The sequence below is a fragment of the Egbenema bharatensis FJBBOT/2019 genome (assembly GCF_048077055.1).
Classification (GTDB): Bacteria; Cyanobacteriota; Cyanobacteriia; order Elainellales; family Elainellaceae; genus Egbenema; species Egbenema bharatensis.
Window position 1 is genome coordinate 5,843,307 of the sequence record NZ_CP182236.1, and the last position, 24,964, is coordinate 5,868,270.

Here is a 24,964-nt window from a genome sequence, read left to right on the forward strand (position 1 = left end):
GATCAGGACTCGAAAATGACCTTTGAACTATACTGCCAACGCGCTGATTTAATTGGAACACAAGTTATCACCCGGGATAGCGGCAAACGGCTGGGGGTGGTGAGCCAGATCTGGGTGGATGTCGATCGCCGGGAAGTCGTGGCGTTTGGCGTTCGGGAAAGTATGCTCTCTGGCGTACTGTCTAACATCCAGCAAACTCTGCTGATCGACAATGTGCGGCAGATCGGGGATGTGGTGCTGGTAGAAACCTCCGATGTGTTTGAAGAAGATTTCAACACAGAAATTTACAGTCGTCTGGTGGGCAGTGAGGTCATTACGGAAACGGGTGATCTCCTGGGCAAAGTCCGAGGCTTTAAGTTCCACACGGAAACAGGTGTGGTGGAGTCGATCGTGATTGCCTCCCTCGGCATTCCCCAGATCCCGGATCAGCTGATCAGCACCTACGAACTGTCGATGGAAGAGGTGGTCAGCAGTGGGCCCGATCGCCTAATTGTGTTTGAAGGAGCAGAAGAAAAGCTGAGTCAACTCTCGGTGGGACTGCTGGAGCGAGTCGGAATTGGTAAGGCTCCCTGGGAACGGGAGGATGTGGACTATTACCCCACACCGACTTCCACTGCCAATCAGTTGCCCTCTGGCGTGCGGACTCCCGTGGAACCGATGCAAGTCACCCGGACACCGGAGATGGAAGAACGCTGGGATGAAGACAACTGGCAGGAGGAAGAGGAGCGCAGACAACCCCTACAAGCGATGCGGGAACCTGAACCAGTCTATGAGGAAGAGGAAGCCAACTGGGATGATGCTCAGGATGTGGAGTATGAAGAAATTCCAGTGGAGCCACCAGTTGTAGAAGAGAAGAAATACGCTGTGGTTGATGAAGATGCCAGCAGCGATCCCTGGGAAGATGACGACAATCCCAAGCCCTACCGCGCTCCCCAAGTGAATATCCCTGAACGGAAGCGGGTCGTGGAATACGAAGAAGAAACAGACTATTAAGCCGTAGGGTGGGCATTGCCCACCTTTAACGTTTGATATGGATGGGACGCACTCTGGATCGTTTAGGAGCGTGGGTTCAATCAACTGTCCATCATTCTGCCTGGCTGACTGGGCGGGCAAGATGCCCACCCCACAAGAATCTTAGCTGTAGGATGGGTTAGCGAAACCCATCGAAACCTTTGCTGGCGTTGGGTTTCGCTTCGCTCAATACCAACCTACATTAAAACTTTTGTCAGTCAACCAGACAAGATGCTCAGTCAAAGAATTTTAGATGATTCAATTCACATTTCCTTAGCGTTTAGAACTCCAATCGCTGCCTAATAGCCCGTACAGGTCGGAATCGGAAATTTCATCGTTGACGATCCATCGTTCCCGGAGATGACCTTCCTTGAGAAAACCGAGACGTTCCAGGGTTTTGGCGGAAGCGGTATTGCGCGGATCGATTTCTGCCTCTATGCGGTGAAGTGCCAGTTCCGTAAAGGCATACTCCATGAAAGCGGCTAACGCCTCACCCATGATCCCCCGTCCCCACGCCGATCGCGCCAGGGCATAGCCGAGTTCCGCCCGTCTGCACTGCCCATTGAAGTTGAACAGTGTACAGGCTCCTACCAGCCTATCGTCAGCCTTTTGAGCAATTCTCAACCGCAGATAGTCCCCGGTGTGCAGAGCTTCTATATCTCTGGCGATCGATTCCCTGGACTGCTCCAAGGTTTCCCAGGGTGGGGTGTTCCAGTAGCGCATGACGATCGGATCAGAAAAGATAGCGTACATTGCCTCGGTATCCGATTCGGTGATCGGACGTAAGGTTAAACGATCGGTAGTCAGTTGAACGGGTTGGAAAGACTGCATGGTTTTGAGTCGCTGATCGATTTATCTAAACACTTGGAAATACAAACCTAACAACCTGAAACTCTTGTGGGGTGGGCATCCTGCCCGCCCAGTCAACAGAGCAGAACGGTGAACAGGTTATCTAATCCACGCTCCTTAGGGGCGGATGTCGCGTAAGTTCTTGAGCATGGACTGCGTCGGTTCAGTCCAATCGGGAAATTCGGGTAACAACACATAGGCCCAGACCAGACCATGTAATTGCCGTAACTGGCGATAAAGTTCAAGCGTTGCGGGGTCAGGCAGGTTCGGATAAGCGGCTTGCCCTGCCTCATCCAAATTGACCAAATCCCAACCGATCGGGCCTTTGCAGGTATCCTCAAAATCGTTCCACAGCCAGCCATCTACTGTTGGAATTAAATTCAAGGCATGGGCATCTCCGTGAAGGGGCTGCACCCATTCAGCCGGTTCACTCACCTGAGGCAGCAGACGATCGTAGGTTTCCTGTAACAGGGCCAGGTCGTCGGGAGTAAGAATGTCCTTAGGGTACTGTTCAAGCTGTTTAAGACCACGCGGAATATCGTTGAGGGGCGGTGCTAAGTAGGGTAAGTCACCCGGATAATCGCGTAAAGCGGTGTGCAACTGAGCCAGCATTTCGCCGACGATCGCCGGTTCTGGCACTGCATCAGAGATGGGCTGAACGTACTGCCAGAAGGACATGAAAAAGCCATCGTGATAGTGTGGCCCGGGGGGTAGGAGATCGCTGGGGGCAACCACTGGCGCATTGCGGGAAGATAAAAATTCCGTCACGGCAAGCTCGCGGGAGAGCCAAGTCTCGATCGGAGAACGAAATAAAGGGGTGAGGGTACTGATCCGCGCCACCACCGGGGCGGGTGACAAATGCACTCGGACGGAACAGGCATCTGCCAGGATATGGGGTTGATCAATTTGAATACCGTGGGCAGCCGCCACAGATACCGCAGCCGCAATGGCTCGTGGATTGATGACGCGACGATCGAGCTTTTCGGATAACACAGTAAAAATTTATTTTCTATTCGCTTATACTACAATATACTACATTGAAATCAGTCAATGAAAACGGGATTGACTTCACATACTGGTTAGGGGTGCATCTTTCAGGGGATCGAACGCAGGTGTTGCATAAATGTAAAGTCATTTTCGATCTACTGATATTGGTTGAGTTGCTAAATTTCCTCCCGCTCACAAAATCCGCTAAACTCAATCATTGGCGAGAGGGAGTGGGGAGTGGCGATCGTCTTTGGTAGGTCGAAGACTAGTGCAACGGTAACGATTTTGGGGGGTGGAGCCTGGGGGTCTGCCCTGGCAGCTTTGGCTGCGGATCGGGGTCACGGGGTGAAACTCTGGTCACGGCGAGGAGAGTTGAGCCTTGAAGCAGCGGTGCGGGATGCGGATATTATCCTGTCGGCCATTTCCATGAAGGGAGTGCCGGAAACGGTGGAGCGGTTACAGACCATCGACCTCCCACCCTCTGCCGTGCTGGTCAGTGCTACGAAGGGACTGGATTCTGCCACTCGCCGCACTCCCTCTCAAATCTGGCAGGCGGCTTTTCCAAACCACCCGATCGTCGTTTTATCGGGCCCCAATTTATCCGCAGAAATCCAGCAGGGTTTACCCGCCGCCACGGTGGCGGCCAGTACCGATATTGCAGCAGCTCGGTTGGTGCAGACCGTGTTCTCCTCCGATCGCTTTCGGGTCTATACCAACACCGATCCGATCGGCACCGAATTAGGCGGTACGCTCAAAAACGTGATTGCCATTGCCGCTGGCGTTTGTGATGGGTTGCAGTTGGGGACAAATGCGCGATCGGGTTTGATTACGCGGGCGTTGCCGGAGATCATGCGGATTGGCACCCAGCTAGGGGGACAGAAGGAAACTTTTTTTGGGCTATCGGGCTTGGGCGATCTGCTGGCTACCTGCACCAGTCCTCTGAGCCGGAACTATCGAGTCGGCTATGGGTTAGCCCAGGGGAAATCTCTGGAGCAGATATTGGAAGAAGTGCAAAGTACGGCGGAAGGGGTGAACACCACGAATGTTCTGATCGATTTAGCCGATCGCCAGGGAATTCCCGTTCCTGTTTCCTACCAGGTCTATTTGTTATTGAATGGCAAAATTTCGCCGCGACAGGCGGTAGAAGCGTTAATGGAACGAGACTTGAAGCCAGAGGATGGTGGTTAAGCTGAATGAGTTGAATCCGTATTGGTCTGAGTTGTACTGCTGATAATCGTGTTTCTAATTTCCGTCAAGGTTTTCTTTGCTTGATAAAACAAAAATGGATGGGACTCAATGTCATTTTCAGCTGCAATTGCCGTAAATGCAACTCTTATAACTTCTGCTTCATTAAAGGGAGACGGATCAGATGAATCCTGCAAAAACTGGGGTTGTTCCTCAGGATGAGAGAAGAATTTGTGGTAAACTGCCTCGGCAGCAAAAAGCTTTAAATCAGAGTTTTCAATTGAGGCTCCAGATGGAAATCGCTCTGCTTGAGATCTGAAGTAATCTGAAAGCAATGTATGAACTTGATAGAAGAGTTTTTGATCCTCTAACCACAGAGAAAACCGGAATAGTTCTCGTGCTACATCATCTAAGTAACAGCGATACTGAGAAACTTTTACAAAATCTTGTTGTTGCCTAAGCCACGTGAACCAGTTCCGCCCACTATCATTGGAAGTATCGAGTTTTAGCTCCTTACCTTTTTGTTCAATTAGGTAACTGAGTACATGAAGATCAAGCCATCGACAACAGGAAGCTAACTGCACAACCTTTTTTTGTTTATCATTTAACCTTTTCAACAACAAAACATCGCCGATATCGTCATGTCCTTTGGAAAAATCAAGTTCAATTCCTTTTGCTTTCTGCTCACAGATCCAGTTGAGATAATAAGGTAGACCTCTTGTCGTTCGATAAGCCCCTTTAATTTGACTACTCTGGTTAATATTGATTTGCCTTAAATAAATCTCAGTTTGATTTTCGCTTAAACTAGGGAGATGATATTCGTCAATTAATTGCCAATTTTGATATAAACGCTGCCAACCTTCTGTTTTCAAAAGACTGTATCGTCCAGAAATTACTAGTCGAATTTTATAATTTTTTAAATTAGTGTTCGCCAATAAAAATTGCAGCCAAGCATTAATATCAGGATTCGCTTTCTCAAATGTGTCTAGCATTAGGACAATCGGGTGCTTTTTAGCCTTGCTGACTAATCCTGAAACAAATGCTTCAGTTAATTTTGCCAGAGGATCCAACATCAGCTCTCGTAATTCTCGTTTTTTACGAGTTGCTCGATGCTGCTGAAGAAATTTATTTAACTCCTCCTTGGCTTGCAGTAAGGTTACAGCCGCATCAACCGAAGTTTCTCCTAGCTTTTCTAGAGTTGATGCTGAAATGCCCGGTACAGATGTAAGTTGTCCTACCGCACCAAAACAAAACTTAGCAAGTTGTTTGATAGTATTAATTTGTTCACTACTAATTTCCTCTTTGCCCTCAATTGGTTGAGCTTCCAGGAGATCTAGGGTTTCTTGATACTTTGTATAAATCGAAGTGAAGGGATCAGGTGGGGGAAGAACCTCTTGCTGCCAGAAACCTGGTTTCGTCACTCTGGTTACTTCCTCATAAAGCTTTTGCATCAACTTTAAAGGAGTATCTACACCTTGATGTACATCAAAGTAAACCCAGGCAAAGTAAGCTTTTTGCGCATTTTCCTGTTCTAATTCTTGCAGAAGTGTAGTTTTACCAACACCGCCTATGCCGTAGACATGAAAAACGATTGGCTGTTTTTCTCGTTGAACTAGGGATTCAGCAAACTTTGCCTGGAACTGTTGAGCCTGTTCTCGTAAAACAAGGATTTTTCCGGATGGTGTTCGCTTGATGCTCGCTTCGTGTTCAAAAATAGTTGCATCTGGAGCAATTGTCGGAGTTGAGGTTCCGAGTAAGTGCAAAAAATCAAATACAGAATTCCATCTCCGTTGCTTTTTCGCCTCTGTTGTGTAGGTAGGGGCCGATTCAGGCAATGAGACAAGTGATGGGGAGGTTGAACTATTATTTATTCTGCTGTCAAGGTTCTTATTAGGCTGATGCGGTGTCTGAATTGTCTCAGAAGATACAATAGCATTAGGGACATACGCTACTGCCGCCGCGTTGGTGGGCAGGGGAGTTGGTGAACCCATAGAAGGAAAAGTATCTAGTCCTTCCAGTGCGATCAAAACATCAGTTGCAGACTGGTATCGATGCTTAAAATAGTGCCGCACCATTTTGTTAATCACCTGAGCGAAATCGTCACTCACCTGCGTCAGGTGTTGCCATAGGACTTTACCATCGTCATCTTCGTGCAGATAGGTCGGTAATATGCCCGTCAAAGCTTGAATCCCAATCATGCCCACAGCGTAGATATCGCTACTGGGGCGCGGTTTGCCACTGGACTGCTCCGTTGGCATATAACCCGGAGTGCCGATCGCCACCGTCACACTGGACTGGCCCACGATCGTCGGCTGCTGTAAACGCACCTGCTTCACCGCACCAAAATCAATCAGCACCAGCTTATTATCCTGCTTGCGCCGAATGATGTTATCTGGCTTAATATCCCGGTGAATCACGTTTTGTTCGTGAATAAAGGCCAGAACGGTTAAAATTTCTTGGAGCAGCACAATCACTCGTTCTTCAGTCCAAAGTTGCCCCTGCGCCAACTCAAAACTTAAAGGATGGCCGTCAATATACTCCTGGACAAGGTAGAACTCCTGCTCCTGTTCAAAGTAGGCCAATAGCCTGGGTAACTGATCATGGTTCCCCAACCGTTCTAAAATTTCTGCCTCTGTCGCAAAAAGTCGTCTGGCAATTTCCAGAACACCTGGATCCTCACTGGCAGGTCTTAACTGCTTCACCACACAGGTTGGATGACCGGGACGCAGCATATCGTGCGCAACATACGTCCGCCCCATTCCACCTGCACCCAAAACCGTTGAAACTTTGTACCGTCCGCTTAGGATCTGACCAATCATGAGATGACACCAATTTGGTACTTGCAAATCTCCAGCTAGCAAAAGCCATCACAACTTTATGCTTGGACACTAGGTCTGATTCGGACTGGCGGATTAGCCTGTTGGAAGTTTGAGTAATCCGTTAACTTCGAAGGTGAACTTATGCTCTAATTACACTTCCAAGTGGGTAAACTCCGGAAATGTCATAAGCATAACCCCGAGTGCCAATTTCAGCAAATTGTGGTATGTAAAGTTCTCACGAGTGAGTTTGCTGCATCCTACTTTGGTTACTTTCGCTAGAGCAAATTTTGAAACGAATATATGTCAAGACTTCTTTTTGATGGGTCAAAACTGCAAAAGAGCAAAATCTATGTTCAGAAAGGCTTTTGAATTTTACTGCCGCCCACGCAACAGAAGCAAAGAGCAAAGATGACTTAATTGCCATTCCAGAGGATTCCAAATCCAAAATCCACAAACCGTCCCCTCTGCCGTATTAAAGTGAGTAGTAGTCCTTTTGTAGTGAGTCGATCGATCGAACAACGTGCAGCCATCTAATACCAACACGCCAATGGGTACATCCTCCACTGAACCCACTTCAGACCTGATGTCCGATCTATTCGATCGCTTGAGGTCTGAGTCGTTGCGCAATCAACTGCAAGTCGTGAGGCAGCTATCGGAGTCGGGTGAGGCAGGACTCAATACCCTCATGGCTTTCTTGCTAGAACGCAAAGCCCATTTGGAGAATGGCGGCGTTGGGGTAAGCGATGGAGCCGTTTATCAGGCTTTGTTTACGGCAAATACAGCTAAAATACAGGAATTTTTTCAGAGCCATTTTCCCCAGGGAGTCGTGCCCCTACGGTCTGAGGCTGGCATCGACTATGGGCCATTACAGCAATTGTTAGCCCAGCAGGACTTTCAAGCTGCCGATCGCCTCACGTTGGAAAAATTGTGTGCGCTGGCAGGAACCCAGGCAGTAGCACGGAAATGGCTGTACTTTACCGAAATCGATCGGTTTCCAGTGACGGATCTGCAAACTATTAATACCCTGTGGCTGGTGCATTCAGAAGGGCAGTTTGGCTATTCGGTGCAGCGAGAACTGTGGCTGGGAGTTGGCAGGGACTGGGAGAAGTTGTGGCCCAAGATTGGCTGGAAGTCCGGTAACAACTGGACACGCTACCCCCAGGAATTTATCTGGAGTTTGGATGCGCCCAGAGGGCATCTGCCCCTCTCTAACCAGTTGCGGGGGGTGCGGGTGATGAATGCCCTACTCTCCCATCCTGCCTGGAGAACTTAGGGAAGGAGCAGAGGGGTAGCGAACAATGGATCAACAACTGCTTCAACTGTTGATAAATGGAATTTTTGTAGGCAGTATTATCGCCCTGGCGGCAGTCGGCTTGACCCTCACCTACGGCATTCTCCGCCTCGCTAATTTCGCCCACGGGGATTTGATGACCCTGGGAGCCTACTTTGCCCTTGTGGCGAATCTCCAGGGACTCAATATCTGGCTGGCCATCGGTATAGGGGCAGTGGGGACGATCGCCGTGGCATTACTCACAGAAAAGCTAATCTGGAAACCGATGCGCGATCGCCGGGCTGCGGCCACGACGCTGATTATTATTTCGATCGGATTAGCCTTATTTTTGCGGAACGGCATTATTTTAATTTGGGGCGCGGCGAATCAACGGTATAACCTGCCTGTGGTACCTGCCCTGAATCTCCTGGGTCTCCGGATTCCCCAGAACCGAATTATGGTGTTTGTTCTGGCAGTTGTGGTGATCGTCGCCTTACACGGATTGCTGCAACACACCAAGATTGGCAAGGCCATGCGGGCAGTGGCGGACAATGTGGATCTGGCCAGAGTTTCCGGGATCAATGTGGAGCAGGTGGTGGTCTGGACGTGGGTGCTGGCAGCAGGGCTGACCGCGGTCGGCGGGGGCATGTATGGGTTGATTACGGCCGTGCGACCCAATATGGGCTGGTTACAGATCCTCCCCATGTTTGCAGCAGTGATTTTAGGGGGAATTGGCAACCCCTATGGCGCGATCGTGGGGGCATTTGCGATCGGCATTGCGCAGGAGGTATCTACCTATTGGATTTCGCCGGAGTATAAGTTGGGGGTAGCTCTACTGTTGATGGTCGTCGTGCTGCTATTTCGTCCCCAGGGAATTTTTCGAGGTACCTTTTAAGTCCGAAGGCATCATTAAGTCCAAAGGCATCATTAAGTCCAAAGGCATCATGGGGATGCAGGGTTTGACTGAGCTTGCTCACAGACAAAGCGCAGGACGGCGGCGGCGCTACTGCCAGGTTGAGGTTGGCTTAATGGCCCCTCATCACCATAGCTAATGCGCTGGATCACCTGTCGCTCCTGATCACGAGCAATGATTCGTCGAAGCCGAGACACACCACCCATACAATCGACAGAGCGATACAGCGTGGCACTGTAAACGGGTTGCTCCAACTCAACCCCAATAAAGGCATTATTCGGTTGCGGAAAATTGCGATATTCCCAATACCAGACCACTCCATCCCTCAATTCAATCGAGTTACGCTCGACCATAAAGCGATCGCCCACCGCATTGCGCGTGATCTCAACCCAATCTACATCAGTAGGTTGAGCCAGCACACCAGATGCGCTGACAGCAGGAATGAGCGCGGCTAAACCAATAAACAACATTTTCATAAGCTACTGGGAATTAGGCTGAGATTGATGATCAGGTGCCTCTTCAGGAGTGTTCGTGCGATACTGCTCAACATTCTGGATAGCTTGCTGAGCATAGGGATCGTTGGGGCGTTCGTCTAATGCCCGCTGAAAATAAATCAGCGCAGTTTCATAATCACGTTGCTCAGTTGCTTCATACCCCGCTGCCATATAGCGATCGAACTCTGATAACTGGGGTGGCTGGGCTGACTGGGGTGGCTGGGCTGACTGGGGCGGCTGGGCCGCAGGGGGAGGATTGAATTGCAGGTGCTGCTGCCCCTTGCTGTTCCTCGTAGGCACTGACGACCCTCTGAATGTAAGCTGCAATTTCAGGACTGTTGTACTGAGACGGATCACCCCGCATCCACCAGGCAGCGGATCGACGCACCGCTAGCATTTCATTGTTACCGCTGGCGATATACTCATCCCGCATTACATCCCGCATCACGCACGTTACAACCGACCGGGCAACCTCTGGGTTAGCCTCAAACTCAGTTGGTGAAAGCTCTCGACCAATGCACGGACTAGACCAACGAACAATGTTGTCTGGCATAATCTGCCAGTCGCTGTAAAGTCCGTCGTCTGCACGGCCCGTTTGAGGTGCGGCTCTACGAAGTGCCTCAACCAATGCTGCAACTTGACTTTCTGAAACCTGTGCCTGGACGGGCAGCGTTCCGATGGTCAGAATAACGCCAAGGCTGATCATTAGTTTACCAATGGGCATTCGCATCGTTTTATCCATCCCAAACTAGCCTAAGTCAGATTCTACATTTATCCCTCGGAGTTTGTCATTGATCGTTTGTTAGTTGTTTTTTATACAGAAACAGGTATACTCAAATCTCTAGGTCAATCATTAGCCTTTTAATAGGATTCGAGCGGAAAGATGACCGTAAAGGTTGAGCCTTGCCCCACCTGAGAGGAAACCCGAATTTCCCCCTGCATTAACTCCACCAATTGCGAAACAACCGCTAGCCCTAATCCTGTTCCCTGATCGGTTCCCGAGGGGGGGAGGCGATCTACGCGGAAATAAGGTTCAAAAATGTGTTTTTGATCGTCCTGGGTGATGCCAATACCGCTATCGCGGACGGTAATTGACCACTGATGATCCTCAAGGGTTTCAATCGTAACCGTGACATACCCACGTTCGGTATAGCGAATAGCGTTGCTGAGTAGATTAGTCAGAATTTGCTGAAGGCGGAGAGGATCGGTTTGAACCAACTGGGGGGAGCGATCGCAATCGACTTTGAATTCCAATCCTTTGTTACGAATGAGCGGTTCAACGATTTCCATCACCGACTGAATCAACGTCCTGGGGTCGATGCAGTCCATCTTCAATTTAATTTGTCCATCCCCCTGCTGGAGTTGCAAAGTATCATTAATCAATCGCAGCAGGAGCCGCCCACTGCGCAAGACGCGCTCAATGCTTTCTAGATGTGCATGGGAATCTTTGAGATCGGGTTGTTGTTGCTGACGCAGAAAAAAGTCGGCATAGCCAATGATTGAAGTTAGGGGAGTTTTCAGTTCATGGGTCAACTTCGACATATTGTCATGACTGGCTCGTACTAGACGAGTCAATTCCTGATTCGTCAATTGCATCTGGGTCTTCAGCTTCTCTAACTCTTCAATCCGGCTCTGGGTATAGCTATCAAAACACCGGGCGATCGCCTCATCGACGACGGTATCAATCAGCCGAGCTGCCCACAGGACATCCTCAGGCGATGCTTGCACCAAATCCGCTTCCAACTCTGAAAAAATCACCGATCGCAGCAGACGATATTCTCGGGCAATTTCTGCGGGTTCAAAACCCTGTTCAGCCCGAATGACACCGTGTTCTAAACTGGCTTCATCAATCACGTGGAAGTTTTCTAGTTGTTCATCGGCCAACATTGCAGCGAGGGATTCCAGAACCCTGGGCAGGCTATCTCGCACCGCATTAAAGGTCAGTTCGTTGGTTGCTTCAATCTGCTGATCTGCAAAAACTGCCTCGATCCATCGTTCAATGACCGTTTCACGCTTTTGATTCAGAATGGTGCTGAAATCCATCTTCATGGGTATCGATCGGGCAGATTTTTGTCAGGTGAAAGCCCTACATTACCTCTACAGAGCAGCGATCGCATCTGGTAAAAGGTAGAGGATATAAGCCAAAGAAATACCGCTGCAATCGTTATCCGCCCGTTTAACCCCAGATTATTCTCGCTGCATCCATTGCACTACGCCTTCTGCGATCGCCTCTGCCAGCTTTTCTTGGGCATCCGGATCGGTAATCCACTCAAACTCCTCCGGATTAATCATAAAGCCCAACTCCAGCAAGACAGCAGGAGTCACCGTGGGACGAGTTAACGCCAGATTATTCCAGAACACCCCATAGGACGGACGATCGAGGGTTTCCACCAGATAGTTATGCATGAAAACTGCCAGACTATGGGCTTGAGGATTGTACCAGAACGTTCCAATTCCCGCCGTATTGATGGCATCTCCTGAATCCGGTAAAGCGTTGTAGTGAATGCTGAGGGCGATCGTGGGTTCGAGTTGGTTAATCATCGCAACTCGCTCCTGCGGATAGAGATCAATATCTCCCTCTCGCGTCATATAAACCGTTGCACCTCGTTCAATCAGCCGATCGCGGATCAGGTTCGACATCAGTAATGCCACAGCCTTTTCCGGATATCCTGTTGGGCCCAATGCGCCCAAATCCTCAGAGCTGCCATGACCTGGATCGATTAACACACTAATTCCCGCCAGAGGCAATCCCTGCCCTGGAACCGGCGGATGTCTCAGGGACAAAATTAGTGTCGTTCCCTCATAGCGCAGCTTGTAACCCCACTGCTGATCCGTTTTCAGGTTAAAGATATACTGCACCTGATCGGGGGTGGGCTGCTGCCAGTCCATGCGTTCAACCAGGGGATCATCGTTAAAGAAAATGGTGTCAGTTTGGGCTGTTGTATTATGCAGCGTTAGCGTGAACGTTCGATCGCCCTGTTGCACACTCACCGGCACGGGCACCTGGAGCGGAAAGACGATCTCAGTCCAGCCCTCTGCGGGTTGGGAACGGACACTGCGAATCAGCGATCGGGGAGGCACATTCCCCGGTATAACCTGGGTTTCTGAAGCGCGAATCCAGGTTCCGTAGTCCAGCCGCAGCCAGTCCCCTTGCCGTCCGGTGACAGATGCTCTTGTGCCCTGGGGTAAAGGAGTTAACCGCGAGTGATCGGTGCTGGGGCCCGTGCGAGTTGTCCCGGAATCTGCTGTAACTTCAATCACCTGAACGTTTGTCGGCGAAATAATTTCTACCTGTCCTGCCCCGGACTGCTGTACGGTTTGACCCTCCAGGCTCAGTTGAAATTCGGGAGTGCCTAAGTTGCCAACTTGGGAAACCCTGGTGCAACCCTGGTAGGTGGTCGCGGCCGAGGGCGCGATCGGCTGATTTTCTGATGTCAGTACGGCATAGTTGGGCGGCAGGGCGGCAGCATTGACCTGGGGGAGGAGAGGAATCGTTTGGTTGTCCAATCGCACAGAGACATCGGCATTGGGCGGAGCCACGGCGGAAAAGCAAAAGGGTTCATTGGGCAGGCGGGCAATGTCTCCATTCGGCAGCAGCGACCCCTCACCAAAGGAAACCCCTACCGGAGCTGGCGGTTCAGCAGAGAGCCGAGTCACTACGATCGAAATTTCCTGGTCTTTATATTGCAAGGTGAAGCGATTTTCACCCATCTCCAGGGGCAAGCTAGGCGCGAAATGCCCCTGGGAACTGCGATCGATCACCTGACCATTAATCGTGACCTCACCGTCCGGTGGAGCACTACCAATGAAGAAAATTTGTTCCGCTACGGTCTGATGTCCATCCAGGGGATAGGACAGGTTTAGGGGGCGATCGTCTGCATAGGTAATGGTTGCCATGCCACCGACCATTCCCATTACCGCACCACCCAGTCCCAGCAGTTTCCAGTTCATGTTTCGGCTTCCCACCATTTAAACCAACCGTTTTGCGTTTCAAACCGACAACTTCAAGCCGATCGATCTTAGCGGGTTCCAGGACAAGATCGGGAGATATCGCTTTATTGTTAATTTTTGTATCTTTGCTTCTCATCTCTAAAGTCGCTCCTGAAGCAATTGAATGATTTTTCAACGCGTTTAATCTGAAAAAATTAGCTGACATGCACCAGGGACAGGCGGATTGCCAACCTCAATCCATCAACCTCCAGGGAGCACAAGCCAAAATATGTAAAATTTTGTTTACTTTTGCAAAGTTAAATGATAGTTTTGTAACAAACGTGAATTAAAAAGGATGCAATTTCAGGTTGACATTTTTGACCGTTTTATGTGTAGCGATTTAGTAATAATGGAGTTTATGTTATGCCATACACGATCGACTCAGCTCGTGGTATTTTCCCAGGTACACTGTCTGCTGATGTAGTACCCGCCACAACGACTCGATTCAATCAACTGAGTGCAGAAGATCAACTGGCCTGGACCTGGTTTGCGTTTCTTGAAATGGGCAAAACGGTTACAGTAGCTGCTCCGGGGGCTGCCAGTATGCAGTTTGCAGAAGCAACCTTGAATCAGATCCGGCAAATGAGCTTCCCTGAACAAACTCAGGTCATGTGTGATCTGGCTAACCATGCAGATACGCCAATTTGCCGCACCTATGCGACCTGGTCGCCAAATATTAAGCTGGGCTTCTGGAATCAGCTTGGAGAGTGGATGGAGCAAGGGATTGTCGCGCCCATTCCTTCTGGTTATCAGCTTTCAGCCAACGCCACTGCCGTGCTGGAATCGTTGAAGGAAATGGACCAGGGACAGCAAATTACGGTTCTGCGCAATGCTGTGGTTGATATGGGCTTTGATCCAGATAAGTTGGGCAGCTACGACAGAGTCTCTGAACCCGTTGTTGCCCCCCAGGATCAGTCGCAAAGAACGCAGGTTTCGATCAAGGGAATTAACAACTCCACTGTGTTGAGCTACATGGATAACATGAATGCTAACGACTTTGAGGCGTTGATCAAGCTGTTTACCCCTGATGGAGCATTGCAACCTCCCTTCCAGCGTCCGATCGTGGGTCAAGAGGCGATCGCTCGGTTCTTCAGAGAAGAATGTCAGAACCTGAAGCTGATGCCGGAGCAAGGGGTTGCTGAAACGGTAGAGGATGGTTTCACCCAAATTAAAGTGACTGGAAAAGTTCAAACGCCGTGGTTTGGTGCTGCGGTAGGAATGAACATTGCCTGGAGATTTTTGCTCAATGCTGAGAACAAAATCTTTTTTGTGGCGATCGATCTCCTCGCATCTCCCAAGGAGTTGTTAAACCTGGTGCGCTAGAACGGGTTTAAGCGCAATTGATCCACCAACGATTGCAGAAGCATTCTTCTATCCCATGCTGACTCAAAGCTGACTCAAAGCTGACTCAAAAGCTTGATGAATTTTTGAGATAATCTTGGGATGACGACCGAAGAATGCTTCCGCGATTGAGCGGTTATAGGGACACCCCTGAAGGAATTTTACCTGAATGAATGCCATGGAACCTGGGGTCGTGCTCTGGGAGAGGATTCTCGTTAGATTTAGTTCTGTCCATTCATTCTGATTACTCAAGAAAAGCACAGTTTGGATTAGTTTTGGTGATGTCAGTTAATGATGCAAAGGATTGGTCTCAAGCCGAAAAGCGGATTGCTCGAATTGCTTTCGACAAAGCTTATGAGCGAGAAATTGCGGCAGTGATTAAAGAGGTGCGTGAGCAATCAAGTACGATCGCTGAGTTAGGTGATCTGTGGCGTTTGAATGATTTTTTGAATGCACGCAGGCACGAAATAGACGGTAAGTATGACTATCGATATTCAGTGTTGATCTTTGTTTTTGCGCAATTGCTGAGGGAGGGATGGTTGCATCTGGATGAACTGGAGGGACTAGCGGCAGATAAACGCTCTAAGATTGTTGCGTTGACCCGAATGTAACGGGCGACCCATGAATGGAGCCTGTCCCAGTTCCTGGCAAAGGCATCCCATTGATATCCATTGATCAATTCCCGTAGCGCAGGCATCTTGCCTGCCAGTTAACTATTTGCCGAGCAGTCATGTCAGTCAACTATTGATCATGCAGTCGTGTAGATAACCAATTTGGGATACACCCAATCGCCGCTTCCTCCTTGCCTTATGCGGACTGATCTCCACCGTGTCCTCCACTCGCCCTGAGCAACTCCTCTGCCATCAGTTTTGGATAGACCCCCAGGAAGAAAAACATCCAAACTCCGATCGGAATTGCCACCAATACCGTTACCCACATGATTCGGAGCAACACCCAACTCCCGCTGATGATGCCGATGCCTGTCAGGAGGATTGACCAGGGCTGACACCACCAGGGTTTGTAGTGCCAGATATTGATAGATGGGGGATTGACAGACGTAGAGGAGGAAGGTTCAGAACCCGGTTGCATGGTATCAGGAAAAATCTGTTTAAGAGAGCCATTGTCAATAGTAGGCTGATTCTCCTCCTTCTGCACTTTAGAGTATCCGCTGCATCAAGACCAGATCCAACCAGCGATCGAACTTAAATGCCACTTCCTTTAGATAGCCCACCTGCCTGAAGTCAAAGGCTTCGTGCAGCCGAATGCTGACCTCGTTGGATGCGTCAATCCCTGCGATGATAGTGTGGAGTCCGAGTTCCTGGGCAGTGCTGATGAGAGGGGACAGCAGCAGTTTGCCGATCCCGCGCCCTCGATTTCCCACTGCTACATAGATTGAGTCTTCGGCAGAGTAACAGTAGCCATCGGCATGGCGAAAGTCACTCAACGCACTCCAGCCGACGATTTTTCCGTTTTCCTCTGCGACAAAAATTGGATGCTGACTGCGGAGATGGGATTCATACCAGGCAATCCGGGCATCCAGGGTGGCAGGATAGTAGTCATAGGAGGCCGTACTGTGGATGACTGCGTCATTGTAAATTTCTACGATTGCAGGAATATCCTGTTGTGTGGCAGGACGAATAATAATATTTATGGTCTCAGGTTTCGGCAACGTAAACATAGGCTACCCAAATCTTAAACGAGTGCTTTTTAAAACCTATTTAAAACCTATCTGAAAATCCCGGCAGGGGTTTTGGATGCCAAAAACTCTAGTGAGCTTCCGGATAGGCACTTCAAACGGTTTAGCAGACTGCTTCTAATAAGTTACGCGGGAGAGGGGACACTGACTTGTACCGAAACGCACAATTTTTAGATTCAATTCAACTTTACAAATTTCGGCAGAAACTTAAAACTTTATCTAAAATCAAGGCGATCGGGGCATTTAGACGGCAAACTGGACAGGAATCAGCCTTCGGGTTGATCCCATTGGACTCAATTGATTCTGGGGATGGTCGCCTATCGCTTTTGGGAACCGGAATTTAATTCAAAGCCTTTTATTTAATTCTTTTGCGGTCGCTTGCTTGGGTCGTTCAGCTTGGGTATGTCAGATTACTGCTCTGCATATCGATTGCGCCTATACTGCCCATGGACTGCTGCGGATGGACTTTCAGATTACGACAACTCAGTAAGTTTGGGAGTGAAGCTCATGCAAACAGCACCGAATCCGAATTCGACTCAGGAAATTGTCCGGATTGAAGACGATCGCACAGGACTGGGGATTGAAACCTTAAAGCGAGCCTTTCTGGACAACCTGTTCTATATCCAGGGTAAATTTCCCGCCATTGCTACCCTGAATGACTACTACATGGCGCTGGCCTATACGGTGCGCGATCGGTTATTTAAACGCTGGATTACGACTGCCGAAACCTACGGCAACCAGAAAGCCCGGACGGTCTGCTACCTCTCGGCTGAATTTCTGATGGGGCCCCACCTGGGTAATAACCTGATCAATCTGGGAATCTACGAACAGGTGAAACAGGCGATCGAGGAATTGGGGCTAAACTTTGAGGAACTGCTGGAGCAGGAGGAAGAACCAGGGCTGGGAAATGGGGGTTTAGGACGACTGGCAGCTTGCTACCTGGACTCGTTAGCCACCCTGGAAATTCCGGCTCTTGGCTACGGCATCCGCTATGAGTTTGGCATTTTCAATCAGCGGATTCAGGATGGCTGGCAGGTTGAAATCACGGACAAATGGCTGCGGTATGGCAATCCCTGGGAAGTGTCCCGTCCGGAATGGGCGGTGGAGGTTAAATTTGGTGGACATACAGAGTCTTTTACAGATGAGCATGGGGCTTACCGAGTGCGCTGGATCCCCCACAAGGTCGTCAACGGGATTCCCTACGACACGCCCATTTCTGGCTATAGCGTCAATACCTGTAACACCCTGAGACTGTGGTCGGCTGAAGCTCCCGAAACCTTTGATTTTGATGCGTTTAACGCGGGGGATTATTCCAGAGCGGTGCAGCAGAAAATGGCCTCGGAAACCATCTCCAAGGTGTTGTATCCGAATGACAACCTGACCCAGGGAAAAATTTTGCGATTAGAGCAACAATTCTTCTTTGTGTCCTGTTCGCTGCAAGACATGATTCGGATTCTGGAACGGCAGGGGATTCCCTTGGAGCAGTTCCCTGAGAAATTCTCGATTCAGCTCAACGATACCCATCCCTCTATCACCGTAGTGGAACTGATGCGGCTATTGATGGATGAGCACGGGATGGAGTGGAACAAAGCCTGGGGCATTACGACGCGATCGCTGGCCTACACGAACCACACCCTGCTACCCGAAGCCCTGGAACGCTGGCCGATCAGCCTGTTTGGGCAACTGTTACCGCGCCATCTAGAAATTATTTTTGAAATCAACCGCCGGTTTTTGGATGATGTTCGGTTAAAGTTCCCCGATGATTGGGAACGACTGGGGCGGATGTCGTTGATTGATGAGTCAGGAGAACGCTATGTGCGGATGGCGAACCTGGCCTGTGTCGGCAGTTTTGCCATCAACGGTGTAGCGGCTCTACATACAGAATTGCTCAAAGAGGGAGTTCTGCGCGACTTCTACGAAATGTATCCCGAAAAGTTCAACAACAAGACGAATGGGGTTACACCCCGTCGTTTCATGGTGTTGAGTAACTTTCGGTTAGCGAATCTCATCAGCCGCAAGATTGGTAATAACTGGGTGAAGCACCTGGAGGAACTCCACAAACTGGAAGATTTTGTGGATGATCCAGACTTTCGGCGGGAATTTCGTGAGATCAAACAGGCGATTAAGCAAGACCTGGCAGTTTACATCAAGCGAACCACAAATATTGATGTCAACCCGAATTCAATTTTCGACATTCAGTCCAAGCGAATTCACGAATACAAACGCCAGCATTTGAACGCACTTCACATTGTCACGCTCTACAATCGGATTAAGGCAAATCCAGATATTGATATCACCCCTCGCACTTTTCTGTTTGGCGGCAAAGCAGCTCCAGGCTACTATATGGCGAAGTTGATTATCAAGCTGATTAATTCGATCGGGGATGTGGTCAACCGGGATCCGGATGTGCGGGGACGGCTGAAGGTTGTTTTCCTGGAAAATTACAACGTCAAGTTTGCCCAGCGTGTGTATCCGGCTGCCGATTTGTCTGAACAGATTTCTACCGCAGGCAAGGAGGCCTCTGGCACGGGGAATATGAAGTTTGCTCTGAATGGCGCATTAACCATTGGTACGCTGGATGGGGCGAACGTGGAAATTCGGGAGGAGGTGGGAGCTGAAAACTTCTTCCTGTTTGGCTTAACGGCTGATGAGGTTTACGCCAAGAAAGTAGCGGGCTACAACCCAATGGATTACTACTACAGCAATCCCGAGCTAAAGCTGGTCATCGATCGCATCGCCTCCGGGTTCTTTTCCCACGGGGATGCCAATTTATTCAAGCCGATCGTCGATAATTTGCTCTACGGTGATCCCTATATGCTGCTGGCGGATTACCAGGCTTATGTTGACTGTCAGGAGCAGGTGAGCCAGGCTTATCAAGATCAGGATCGCTGGACGCGGATGTCGATTTTGAATGTGGCTCGCATGGGTAAGTTCTCCTCCGATCGCTCGATTCGGGATTACTGTGAGGGAATCTGGCACGTGCAGTCAGTGCCGATCAAATTGGAGGAGTATGTCCAGGAAAATGCCGGACGAATGATTGTCTCGTAGGCAACTCTCCCCCTCAGGCAAATAGCCCAATTCCCGTAGCGCAGGTATCTTGCCGGACTGAAGCGTTTCTTTACGGAATAGCGATCGTTGCAGTTGTAGTTCTCTAGAGTAGGGGTGTTCTGGCATCTCTACCAGGTTTTCTCCCTCAGCGATCGCTCAATCAGGTTTGCTAAGATAATTGATAGAAATGGAGAATTTATGACAAGACTGAAACGATGGGAGTCCCCCCGCCGAGAGGGACGAAACGACAAAGGTAGAGGCGGTAGTGCAAGGAAACGACAACGACAAAAGCAATTCAAAAACCTGACCAAACGGCTGAAGCAGGAAGGCGATCGATCCAATCCCGCCGCATCCCCAAAAGCCAAACAAAACCTGAAAGAGGGAGGAGATCACGACATCTCTTCCCTCTTTCAGTATGAATTGGATCAACGATTTCAAAACCAAACGACACTCTTAAATCAGGGTTCTTCTAAATCAAAGTTCTCCTACGGGGTTCGCCGTTCGATCGCGGCAGTGAGCCGATCCATCGCGCCCGTTAACCGCTCCTGGGATTCCAGTACCGGATCAACTTCTTCAACAACCTCCTCTTCCCGCACAAATTGCCGCTTGGCCCGTTCAAAGGCCCGAATCAGCAGAAAAATCACAAATGCAACTACCAAAAAGTTAATGACGGCGGCTAAGAATAGTCCGTATCGAATCCCATTGGCAGACAATTCACTCAACTGATCCACCCCAGCAGCATCCAGAGCGGGTTGCAGGAGGGCTGGCGTAATGATGTCCTCTACCAACGATTGGATAATCTGGTTGAACGCAGCTCCCAAAATGACTGCAACGGCAAGGTCAATGACATTACCGCGCATAATGAAATCACGAAAGTCTGCCAGGAAACCACCAGCAGCACTTGTTCCTCTCCTCACTGCCATAAGCTGTATATCTCAAACTAAAGAGGGCATGGGTGATATCGTTGGACTCATCCAGCAACGTGAGTCAATCCAAACGACATGCAGATTTTAGCAGTCTTTTTTTATTTGAGAACAGTTTTTGAATAATTTAATTTCCTGGTTGTGTATCTTGGCAAGAGGCAGGGAACGATCGATCGTTCATCTATCTTTTAGCTGATTTGCTCCTCGATAGAACAGGTAGAGTCCAACCATTTGAATGACATGGTAAATATCGTTGTGGTTGAAGTGCTGACCGATCGCCATGCCTGTACTCTGCACGGCCACCGCCAGTCCAGAAACGATAATGCCACCCACAATCCATCGGGCTGCCCTGACATGATGTCCCTGGTGAATGGCCCATCCCTGGAGCAGGAGAACGATCGCCATTGCTGAAAGATAATTGGCGATCGAGTAGGCATAGTTATCCATCCAGTAGGCTGCCCAGGATAGATAGAGCACTGACTTTACCCCAAACCCCAGTAAGACCCAGACCTGAATTCGACGGGGTAAAACACTCGTCACCGTTGCCGCCAACATTAAATAACTGGCAATTCCCAGACAATACACCATGATCTGCCACATCACCCGGACGCGCTCATTCCCCAGATAGGTGACAAATCCATGACAGGTTCCTCCCAAAAAAGCGGCTAATCCCACAAATCCAAAGGTTGCTGCCCATAGCCACATCGATCGCTGCCTGAGAGAACGTCCCTTTTGCCCCAGCAAGACCGCAAACCCGATCGCCTGAATTGCAATCAGATAATCCGTTAACAGGGTCATTGGTTCGGTGATAATCATGAGCAGGACGGTACGACAATTTTCCGGAGCATAGGCAGAATGGGCATTGAAATTGAGCGCAAGTTTCTGGTCGTCGGTGAGGGCTGGCGCGGTTTGGACGAGGGGGTTACCTATCGTCAGGGTTATCTGGCATCGCGGGATGGAATCACGGTACGGGTACGGGTTGCTGGAGAAATGGGGTATATCACCATCAAAGGAGCCAGCCAGGGCATTTCCAGGGCTGAATATGAGTATGCCATTCCTCTGAACGATGCGATCGAGCTTTTAGATACACTCTGCGATCGACCGTTGATTGAAAAGACCCGCTATCGAATTTATTGGCAGGATTTACTCTGGGAAGTTGATGAATTTTGGGGCGCAAACCAGGGACTGATCGTCGCTGAGGTAGAACTCACTGATGCCGATCAATTGATTCAACTGCCCGACTGGATTGGCGCAGATGTATCAGAGGATCCCCGGTATTTTAACGTTTCGTTGGCACAGTTTCCCTATCGAGAGTGGAGGGAGGAATGAAGGTAAAAGGCTAACGGTGGAAGATAGGGTGTTGTGCTTCCCCTACCGTTTCACCTTCGATCGAGCTAAATACACAAAGAATGGCGCACCCAACAAGGACATCATGATCCCCACTGGAAGCTCTTGGGGACGAATCACCAACCGGGCCGCCAAATCAGCCAGGGAGAGGAGAATGGCTCCCCAAACGGCAGCATAGGGCAAGATCCAGCGATAATCGACCCCAACCCAAAAACGGACGATGTGAGGCACCACCAGCCCCACAAAACCGATCGGCCCAGCCAATGCGACGGAACTTCCTGCCAACAACACAACGACGATCGAAGCTGTGACCTTGACCCATCCCGTTCGCAGTCCTAATCCTTTCGCAACTTCTTCCCCTAACGTGAGTGCCGTGATTTGCTTCCCCATACAAAAGGCAATCATTAACCCAATCGAAACATAGGGCAATACTTGTAGCAGGATATTCAAATCTCGTCCGGCAACCGAACCAGCCAACCAAAAGCGAATTTCATCCAACGTGCGCTGGCTGAGAATCAGAATTCCTGTCGTTAAGGCAGACATCAAGTAACCCAGAACTGCTCCCGCCAGAATCAGCTTTAACGGAGTCATGCCACTCCGTCCGATCGAACCCAGGATGTAAACGGCGATCGCGGCGATCGTTCCCCCTGCAAAGGCAACCCAGGTATAGACTTGAATTGGGACTGACCCAAAGAAAAACGTAGTCATCACCACCGCCAGAGCCGCTCCAGCACTGATGCCTAAAATTCCTGGATCAGCCAAAGGATTACGGGCGAGTCCTTGCATCAGCGAACCAGCAACCGCAAGGGCTGCACCCACTAATAGGGCAATCAAAACCCTCGGTAATCGCACCGTTGTAATAATTAAATGATTGGTTGAGCCGTCAAATGCGGTTAACGACTGCCAGACCGTAGCCGGATCAATATCAGCCGCACCAAAGGTAATGCTGAATAGTAGACAGCCGAACAGCAGAACAATGCTAATTCCCAGACCCAATAGCCGGAATGTTTGAGAACCTTTTTGAGGAACAAAAGCCTGAACGCCAGGTTTAACCATTGCAATACTCGCTATGCCGATAGATCAACCTGCTGATGGTCAGTTGCTTTCTGTCTCAAGCTATAAATTGCCAGGGTTGCAAACAGGCTATAAAGGGCAACGATCGCCACAATTGCCAGATCCCCAAACCACCACTCTAGACCCAAGCCCTCACCCAACCAGAAAGTTCCTAATCCACACAATAAAATGCCCGTTCCTAACTTGATCAATACATCAGGCAGCTTGAGCAAATGGGGATGCAGCAATAGTACTAAGACAATTGAAGCCACTAACGCCAGAAGGGTTGCTATTAATGCCTCAGCCCAAGCTTGAGAAGCTAGCCCCAGGGTAATCACAATCACAGCAACTTCGAGTGCTTCCAACGCCGCACTTTTAGTCATGACCACAAAGTTGAGTACATTAAATCCCTGGGACTGCGAATGCAACGCAATACCTTCAGCATCTAATGGATCATCCCCCAACCAACCTGCTCGTTTGCCCTCAACCTGACGGACTACAGCTTTCTTAACCCAGCCCCAACCAAACCAGAGCAGAATTGCCCCAATCCCGATTTGCAGCCATTGCAAAGGAATCAACTGTAAACCTGTACCAAAAATTCCTGCTACGACCGCAACCGATGTAAGGCCCGCGACGCTCCCCCAGATTGCTTCACGCACGTATCCAGAACGGGCAATGGCATAGGCGATCGCTGCTGTTTCCAAAAACTCCAGGCTGGCACCTCCTCCAGCCGCGATCCCAATGCTCCAATTGATAGTCATGACTGTTATTTTACGAGTAAGTACCTTGATTCATGGTTGAGGCGGTTGCGTGGCGATTCCCAACTTAGTTCCTTCCACCGTCCGCACTGCATCCATGACAGCAATCACCTGACCATGTTCAACCTTTTCATCTGCGTTGATCACCACCAATGCTTCCGGCTGATCGTTCATGGATGCTCGAATTTGAGCCGACACATCTTCAACCTGGATGGGCTGGCGATCGAGAAAGACATTGCCGGTTTCGTCAATCGTGATGGTGATTTTGTTTTGCTGTTGAGACTGCGCCGTTTGAGCCTGGGGTAGATTCACTGGCAGACTTTCAGCCCGTGTCAGGAACAACGATGCCATGATGAAAAATGTCAAAATTGCAAAGATGACATCAATCATCGGCACAATATTTACCTGGGGAGATTCATCAAACTCATCTGGAATGTTCATGGTTACTCAACTGCCGTTAATGCTTTATATCCCTCAAATCCTTCGTGATGACTCAGGTGCAACACTTCCAGTTGGCTGCCATACTCGCGGATCGCCGCAATCTGCCGTCGATAAAATCCCCGGAACACATTGGCAAAGAGCAGGGTAAATACAGCCACGATCAGTCCGGCGGCCGTAGATATTAAGGCTTCACTGATCCCGCCTGTCACTTGCAAAGCACTCTCACTACCCACATTGCCCAGGTTCAGGGAAGCGAAGGAGCGAATCAAACCCGTTACGGTACCCAACAGTCCCAATAAAGGAGAAAGGGCAACGATCGTATCGAACACCGTATTAAATCGTCTGAGGATGGGCAGTTCTGCCTGAGTGGCTCCCTCCAGGGTCAGACGAAAGGCGTGGGGAGGAAAGTGGTTCACCTCCAGTCCTTCCAGAAAAATTCGGGCGATCGGCAAATCCGCATTTTGTTTGAGCCTGAGCAGGGCCGTATCAAAATCATGGGGATAGGTTCGCAGGACATCCCGCACCACTCGCTGTTGCCGCCGATTCACCCGTATCCAAAAGACCAAACGCTCGACAATTAAGGCGATCGCCACGATGGAAAACCCCAACAGGGGGTACATGACAACGCCACCCGCACGAAACAGTTCAACAATTAGCATCTCAAATTCACGCAGCAGTAGAATCGATCGGACTTTGGTTCACGATCGAAATGTAGGGTTAGCTATTGATATCTATTCTCAAGAAAGAGTAAAGCGAACAGTTCCTAATGTCAAGTTTTTTCATTATGGAAAGCAACTTCTTGAAAGCCTTCTCCCTTTTCTGCTTGGGTCAGGTTCGCC

25 protein-coding genes are annotated in these 24,964 nt (G+C 49.7%); 8 read left to right on the plus strand and 17 right to left on the minus strand.

The annotated features are described in order from the left end of the window. Nucleotides 1–15: 15 nt before the first annotated feature. The gene (locus tag ACM1PF_RS27335) at nt 16–993 is read left to right on the plus strand and encodes a PRC-barrel domain-containing protein (protein ID WP_416669201.1); all 978 of its coding nucleotides are present in this window, start codon (nt 16–18) and stop codon (nt 991–993) included. Nucleotides 994–1,284: 291 nt separating this feature from the next. Here the strand turns inward: ACM1PF_RS27335 and ACM1PF_RS27340 are convergent, their stop codons facing one another. Continuing rightward, the gene (locus ACM1PF_RS27340) at nt 1,285–1,842 is read right to left on the minus strand and encodes a GNAT family N-acetyltransferase (RefSeq protein ID WP_416669202.1); all 558 of its coding nucleotides are present in this window, start codon (nt 1,840–1,842) and stop codon (nt 1,285–1,287) included. A gap of 135 nt (nt 1,843–1,977) precedes the next feature. Next, complete coding sequence (locus tag ACM1PF_RS27345; protein ID WP_416669204.1) at nt 1,978–2,853, minus strand: aminoglycoside phosphotransferase family protein; 876 nt, start codon at nt 2,851–2,853, stop codon at nt 1,978–1,980. A 231-nt stretch (nt 2,854–3,084) separates the two neighbouring features. Between ACM1PF_RS27345 and ACM1PF_RS27350 the strand changes: the two genes are divergently transcribed. Further along, the gene (locus ACM1PF_RS27350; protein ID WP_416669206.1) at nt 3,085–4,035 is read left to right on the plus strand and encodes an NAD(P)H-dependent glycerol-3-phosphate dehydrogenase; all 951 of its coding nucleotides are present in this window, start codon (nt 3,085–3,087) and stop codon (nt 4,033–4,035) included. Here the strand turns inward: ACM1PF_RS27350 and ACM1PF_RS27355 are convergent. After that, on the minus strand, nt 4,032–6,851 hold the full coding sequence (locus ACM1PF_RS27355; protein WP_416669208.1) for a protein kinase domain-containing protein: 2,820 nt from the start codon (nt 6,849–6,851) through the stop codon (nt 4,032–4,034). The two genes, ACM1PF_RS27350 and ACM1PF_RS27355, sit on opposite strands and share 4 nt — an antisense overlap. A gap of 547 nt (nt 6,852–7,398) precedes the next feature. Here ACM1PF_RS27355 and ACM1PF_RS27360 point away from each other — a divergent pair. Both ACM1PF_RS27360 and ACM1PF_RS27365 read left to right on the plus strand, forming a co-directional pair. Next, complete coding sequence (locus ACM1PF_RS27360; RefSeq protein WP_416669210.1) at nt 7,399–8,124, plus strand: GUN4 N-terminal ARM-like repeat domain-containing protein; 726 nt, start codon at nt 7,399–7,401, stop codon at nt 8,122–8,124. A gap of 25 nt (nt 8,125–8,149) precedes the next feature. Continuing rightward, entirely contained in the window at nt 8,150–9,016 is an 867-nt protein-coding gene (locus ACM1PF_RS27365; RefSeq protein ID WP_416669212.1) for a branched-chain amino acid ABC transporter permease, read from the plus strand. 47 nt (nt 9,017–9,063) lie between these two features. Here the strand turns inward: ACM1PF_RS27365 and ACM1PF_RS27370 are convergent, their stop codons facing one another. The 5 genes from ACM1PF_RS27370 to ACM1PF_RS27390 form a co-directional block, all read right to left on the minus strand. Continuing rightward, complete coding sequence (locus tag ACM1PF_RS27370) at nt 9,064–9,510, minus strand: hypothetical protein (RefSeq protein WP_416669214.1); 447 nt, start codon at nt 9,508–9,510, stop codon at nt 9,064–9,066. Between the two features lie 3 nt (nt 9,511–9,513). Further along, nucleotides 9,514–9,699, minus strand: coding sequence for a hypothetical protein (locus tag ACM1PF_RS27375; protein WP_416669216.1), 186 nt, complete (start codon nt 9,697–9,699; stop codon nt 9,514–9,516). Further along, on the minus strand, nt 9,683–10,258 hold the full coding sequence (locus ACM1PF_RS27380; protein ID WP_416669218.1) for a hypothetical protein: 576 nt from the start codon (nt 10,256–10,258) through the stop codon (nt 9,683–9,685). The genes ACM1PF_RS27375 and ACM1PF_RS27380 overlap by 17 nt, the downstream gene beginning before the upstream one ends. Nucleotides 10,259–10,389: 131 nt before the next feature. Continuing rightward, the gene (locus ACM1PF_RS27385; protein WP_416669220.1) at nt 10,390–11,577 is read right to left on the minus strand and encodes a sensor histidine kinase; all 1,188 of its coding nucleotides are present in this window, start codon (nt 11,575–11,577) and stop codon (nt 10,390–10,392) included. Between the two features lie 138 nt (nt 11,578–11,715). After that, nucleotides 11,716–13,479, minus strand: a complete 1,764-nt coding sequence (locus tag ACM1PF_RS27390) for an N-acetylmuramoyl-L-alanine amidase (protein ID WP_416669222.1) — start codon at nt 13,477–13,479, stop codon at nt 11,716–11,718. Nucleotides 13,480–13,881: 402 nt separating this feature from the next. Between ACM1PF_RS27390 and ACM1PF_RS27395 the strand changes: the two genes are divergently transcribed. Both ACM1PF_RS27395 and ACM1PF_RS27400 read left to right on the plus strand, forming a co-directional pair. Beyond that, nucleotides 13,882–14,841 (plus strand): orange carotenoid-binding protein, encoded by a 960-nt coding sequence (locus tag ACM1PF_RS27395; RefSeq protein ID WP_416669224.1) that lies wholly within the window; start codon nt 13,882–13,884, stop codon nt 14,839–14,841. A gap of 299 nt (nt 14,842–15,140) precedes the next feature. Continuing rightward, nucleotides 15,141–15,470 (plus strand): hypothetical protein, encoded by a 330-nt coding sequence (locus ACM1PF_RS27400; protein WP_416676815.1) that lies wholly within the window; start codon nt 15,141–15,143, stop codon nt 15,468–15,470. Nucleotides 15,471–15,666: 196 nt separating this feature from the next. Here the strand turns inward: ACM1PF_RS27400 and ACM1PF_RS27405 are convergent, their stop codons facing one another. Then, nucleotides 15,667–15,948 (minus strand): DUF6737 family protein, encoded by a 282-nt coding sequence (locus ACM1PF_RS27405; RefSeq protein WP_416669225.1) that lies wholly within the window; start codon nt 15,946–15,948, stop codon nt 15,667–15,669. Nucleotides 15,949–16,015: 67 nt separating this feature from the next. Continuing rightward, nucleotides 16,016–16,537 carry a GNAT family N-acetyltransferase gene (locus tag ACM1PF_RS27410; protein ID WP_416669227.1) on the minus strand — a complete coding sequence of 174 codons (522 nt, stop codon included), beginning with the start codon at nt 16,535–16,537 and terminating at the stop codon, nt 16,016–16,018. Nucleotides 16,538–17,062: 525 nt separating this feature from the next. On the opposite strand from ACM1PF_RS27410, the gene ACM1PF_RS27415 reads away from it, so the two are divergent. Beyond that, nucleotides 17,063–19,603, plus strand: a complete 2,541-nt coding sequence (locus tag ACM1PF_RS27415; RefSeq protein WP_416669228.1) for a glycogen/starch/alpha-glucan phosphorylase — start codon at nt 17,063–17,065, stop codon at nt 19,601–19,603. 156 nt (nt 19,604–19,759) lie between these two features. Here the strand turns inward: ACM1PF_RS27415 and ACM1PF_RS27420 are convergent, their stop codons facing one another. From ACM1PF_RS27420 to ACM1PF_RS27430, 3 genes are all read right to left on the minus strand, one after another. Beyond that, nucleotides 19,760–19,996: a hypothetical protein gene (locus tag ACM1PF_RS27420; RefSeq protein ID WP_416676943.1), complete on the minus strand. Its 237-nt coding sequence runs from the start codon at nt 19,994–19,996 to the stop codon at nt 19,760–19,762. A 92-nt stretch (nt 19,997–20,088) separates the two neighbouring features. After that, nucleotides 20,089–20,526 (minus strand): large conductance mechanosensitive channel protein MscL, encoded by a 438-nt coding sequence (gene mscL / locus ACM1PF_RS27425; protein ID WP_416669230.1) that lies wholly within the window; start codon nt 20,524–20,526, stop codon nt 20,089–20,091. Between the two features lie 177 nt (nt 20,527–20,703). Further along, nucleotides 20,704–21,342 carry a DUF6962 family protein gene (locus tag ACM1PF_RS27430; RefSeq protein WP_416669232.1) on the minus strand — a complete coding sequence of 213 codons (639 nt, stop codon included), beginning with the start codon at nt 21,340–21,342 and terminating at the stop codon, nt 20,704–20,706. A gap of 39 nt (nt 21,343–21,381) precedes the next feature. On the opposite strand from ACM1PF_RS27430, the gene ACM1PF_RS27435 reads away from it, so the two are divergent. Then, the gene (locus ACM1PF_RS27435; RefSeq protein WP_416669234.1) at nt 21,382–21,855 is read left to right on the plus strand and encodes a CYTH domain-containing protein; all 474 of its coding nucleotides are present in this window, start codon (nt 21,382–21,384) and stop codon (nt 21,853–21,855) included. A gap of 42 nt (nt 21,856–21,897) precedes the next feature. On the opposite strand, the gene ACM1PF_RS27440 is transcribed toward ACM1PF_RS27435, so the two are convergent. Genes ACM1PF_RS27440 through ACM1PF_RS27455 form a run of 4 tightly spaced genes read right to left on the minus strand, consistent with a single transcriptional unit; the run spans nt 21,898 to nt 24,784 of the window. After that, a complete protein-coding gene (locus ACM1PF_RS27440) occupies nt 21,898–22,929 on the minus strand; it encodes a FecCD family ABC transporter permease (protein ID WP_416669235.1) in 1,032 nt (343 codons plus the stop codon). A gap of 11 nt (nt 22,930–22,940) precedes the next feature. Beyond that, nucleotides 22,941–23,687, minus strand: a complete 747-nt coding sequence (locus tag ACM1PF_RS27445) for a COG4280 domain-containing protein (RefSeq protein WP_416669237.1) — start codon at nt 23,685–23,687, stop codon at nt 22,941–22,943. A gap of 30 nt (nt 23,688–23,717) precedes the next feature. Beyond that, a complete protein-coding gene (locus tag ACM1PF_RS27450) occupies nt 23,718–24,125 on the minus strand; it encodes an ExbD/TolR family protein (RefSeq protein ID WP_416669238.1) in 408 nt (135 codons plus the stop codon). A gap of 2 nt (nt 24,126–24,127) precedes the next feature. Continuing rightward, the gene (locus tag ACM1PF_RS27455; protein WP_416669240.1) at nt 24,128–24,784 is read right to left on the minus strand and encodes a MotA/TolQ/ExbB proton channel family protein; all 657 of its coding nucleotides are present in this window, start codon (nt 24,782–24,784) and stop codon (nt 24,128–24,130) included. Between the last annotated feature and the right edge of the window lie 180 nt (nt 24,785–24,964).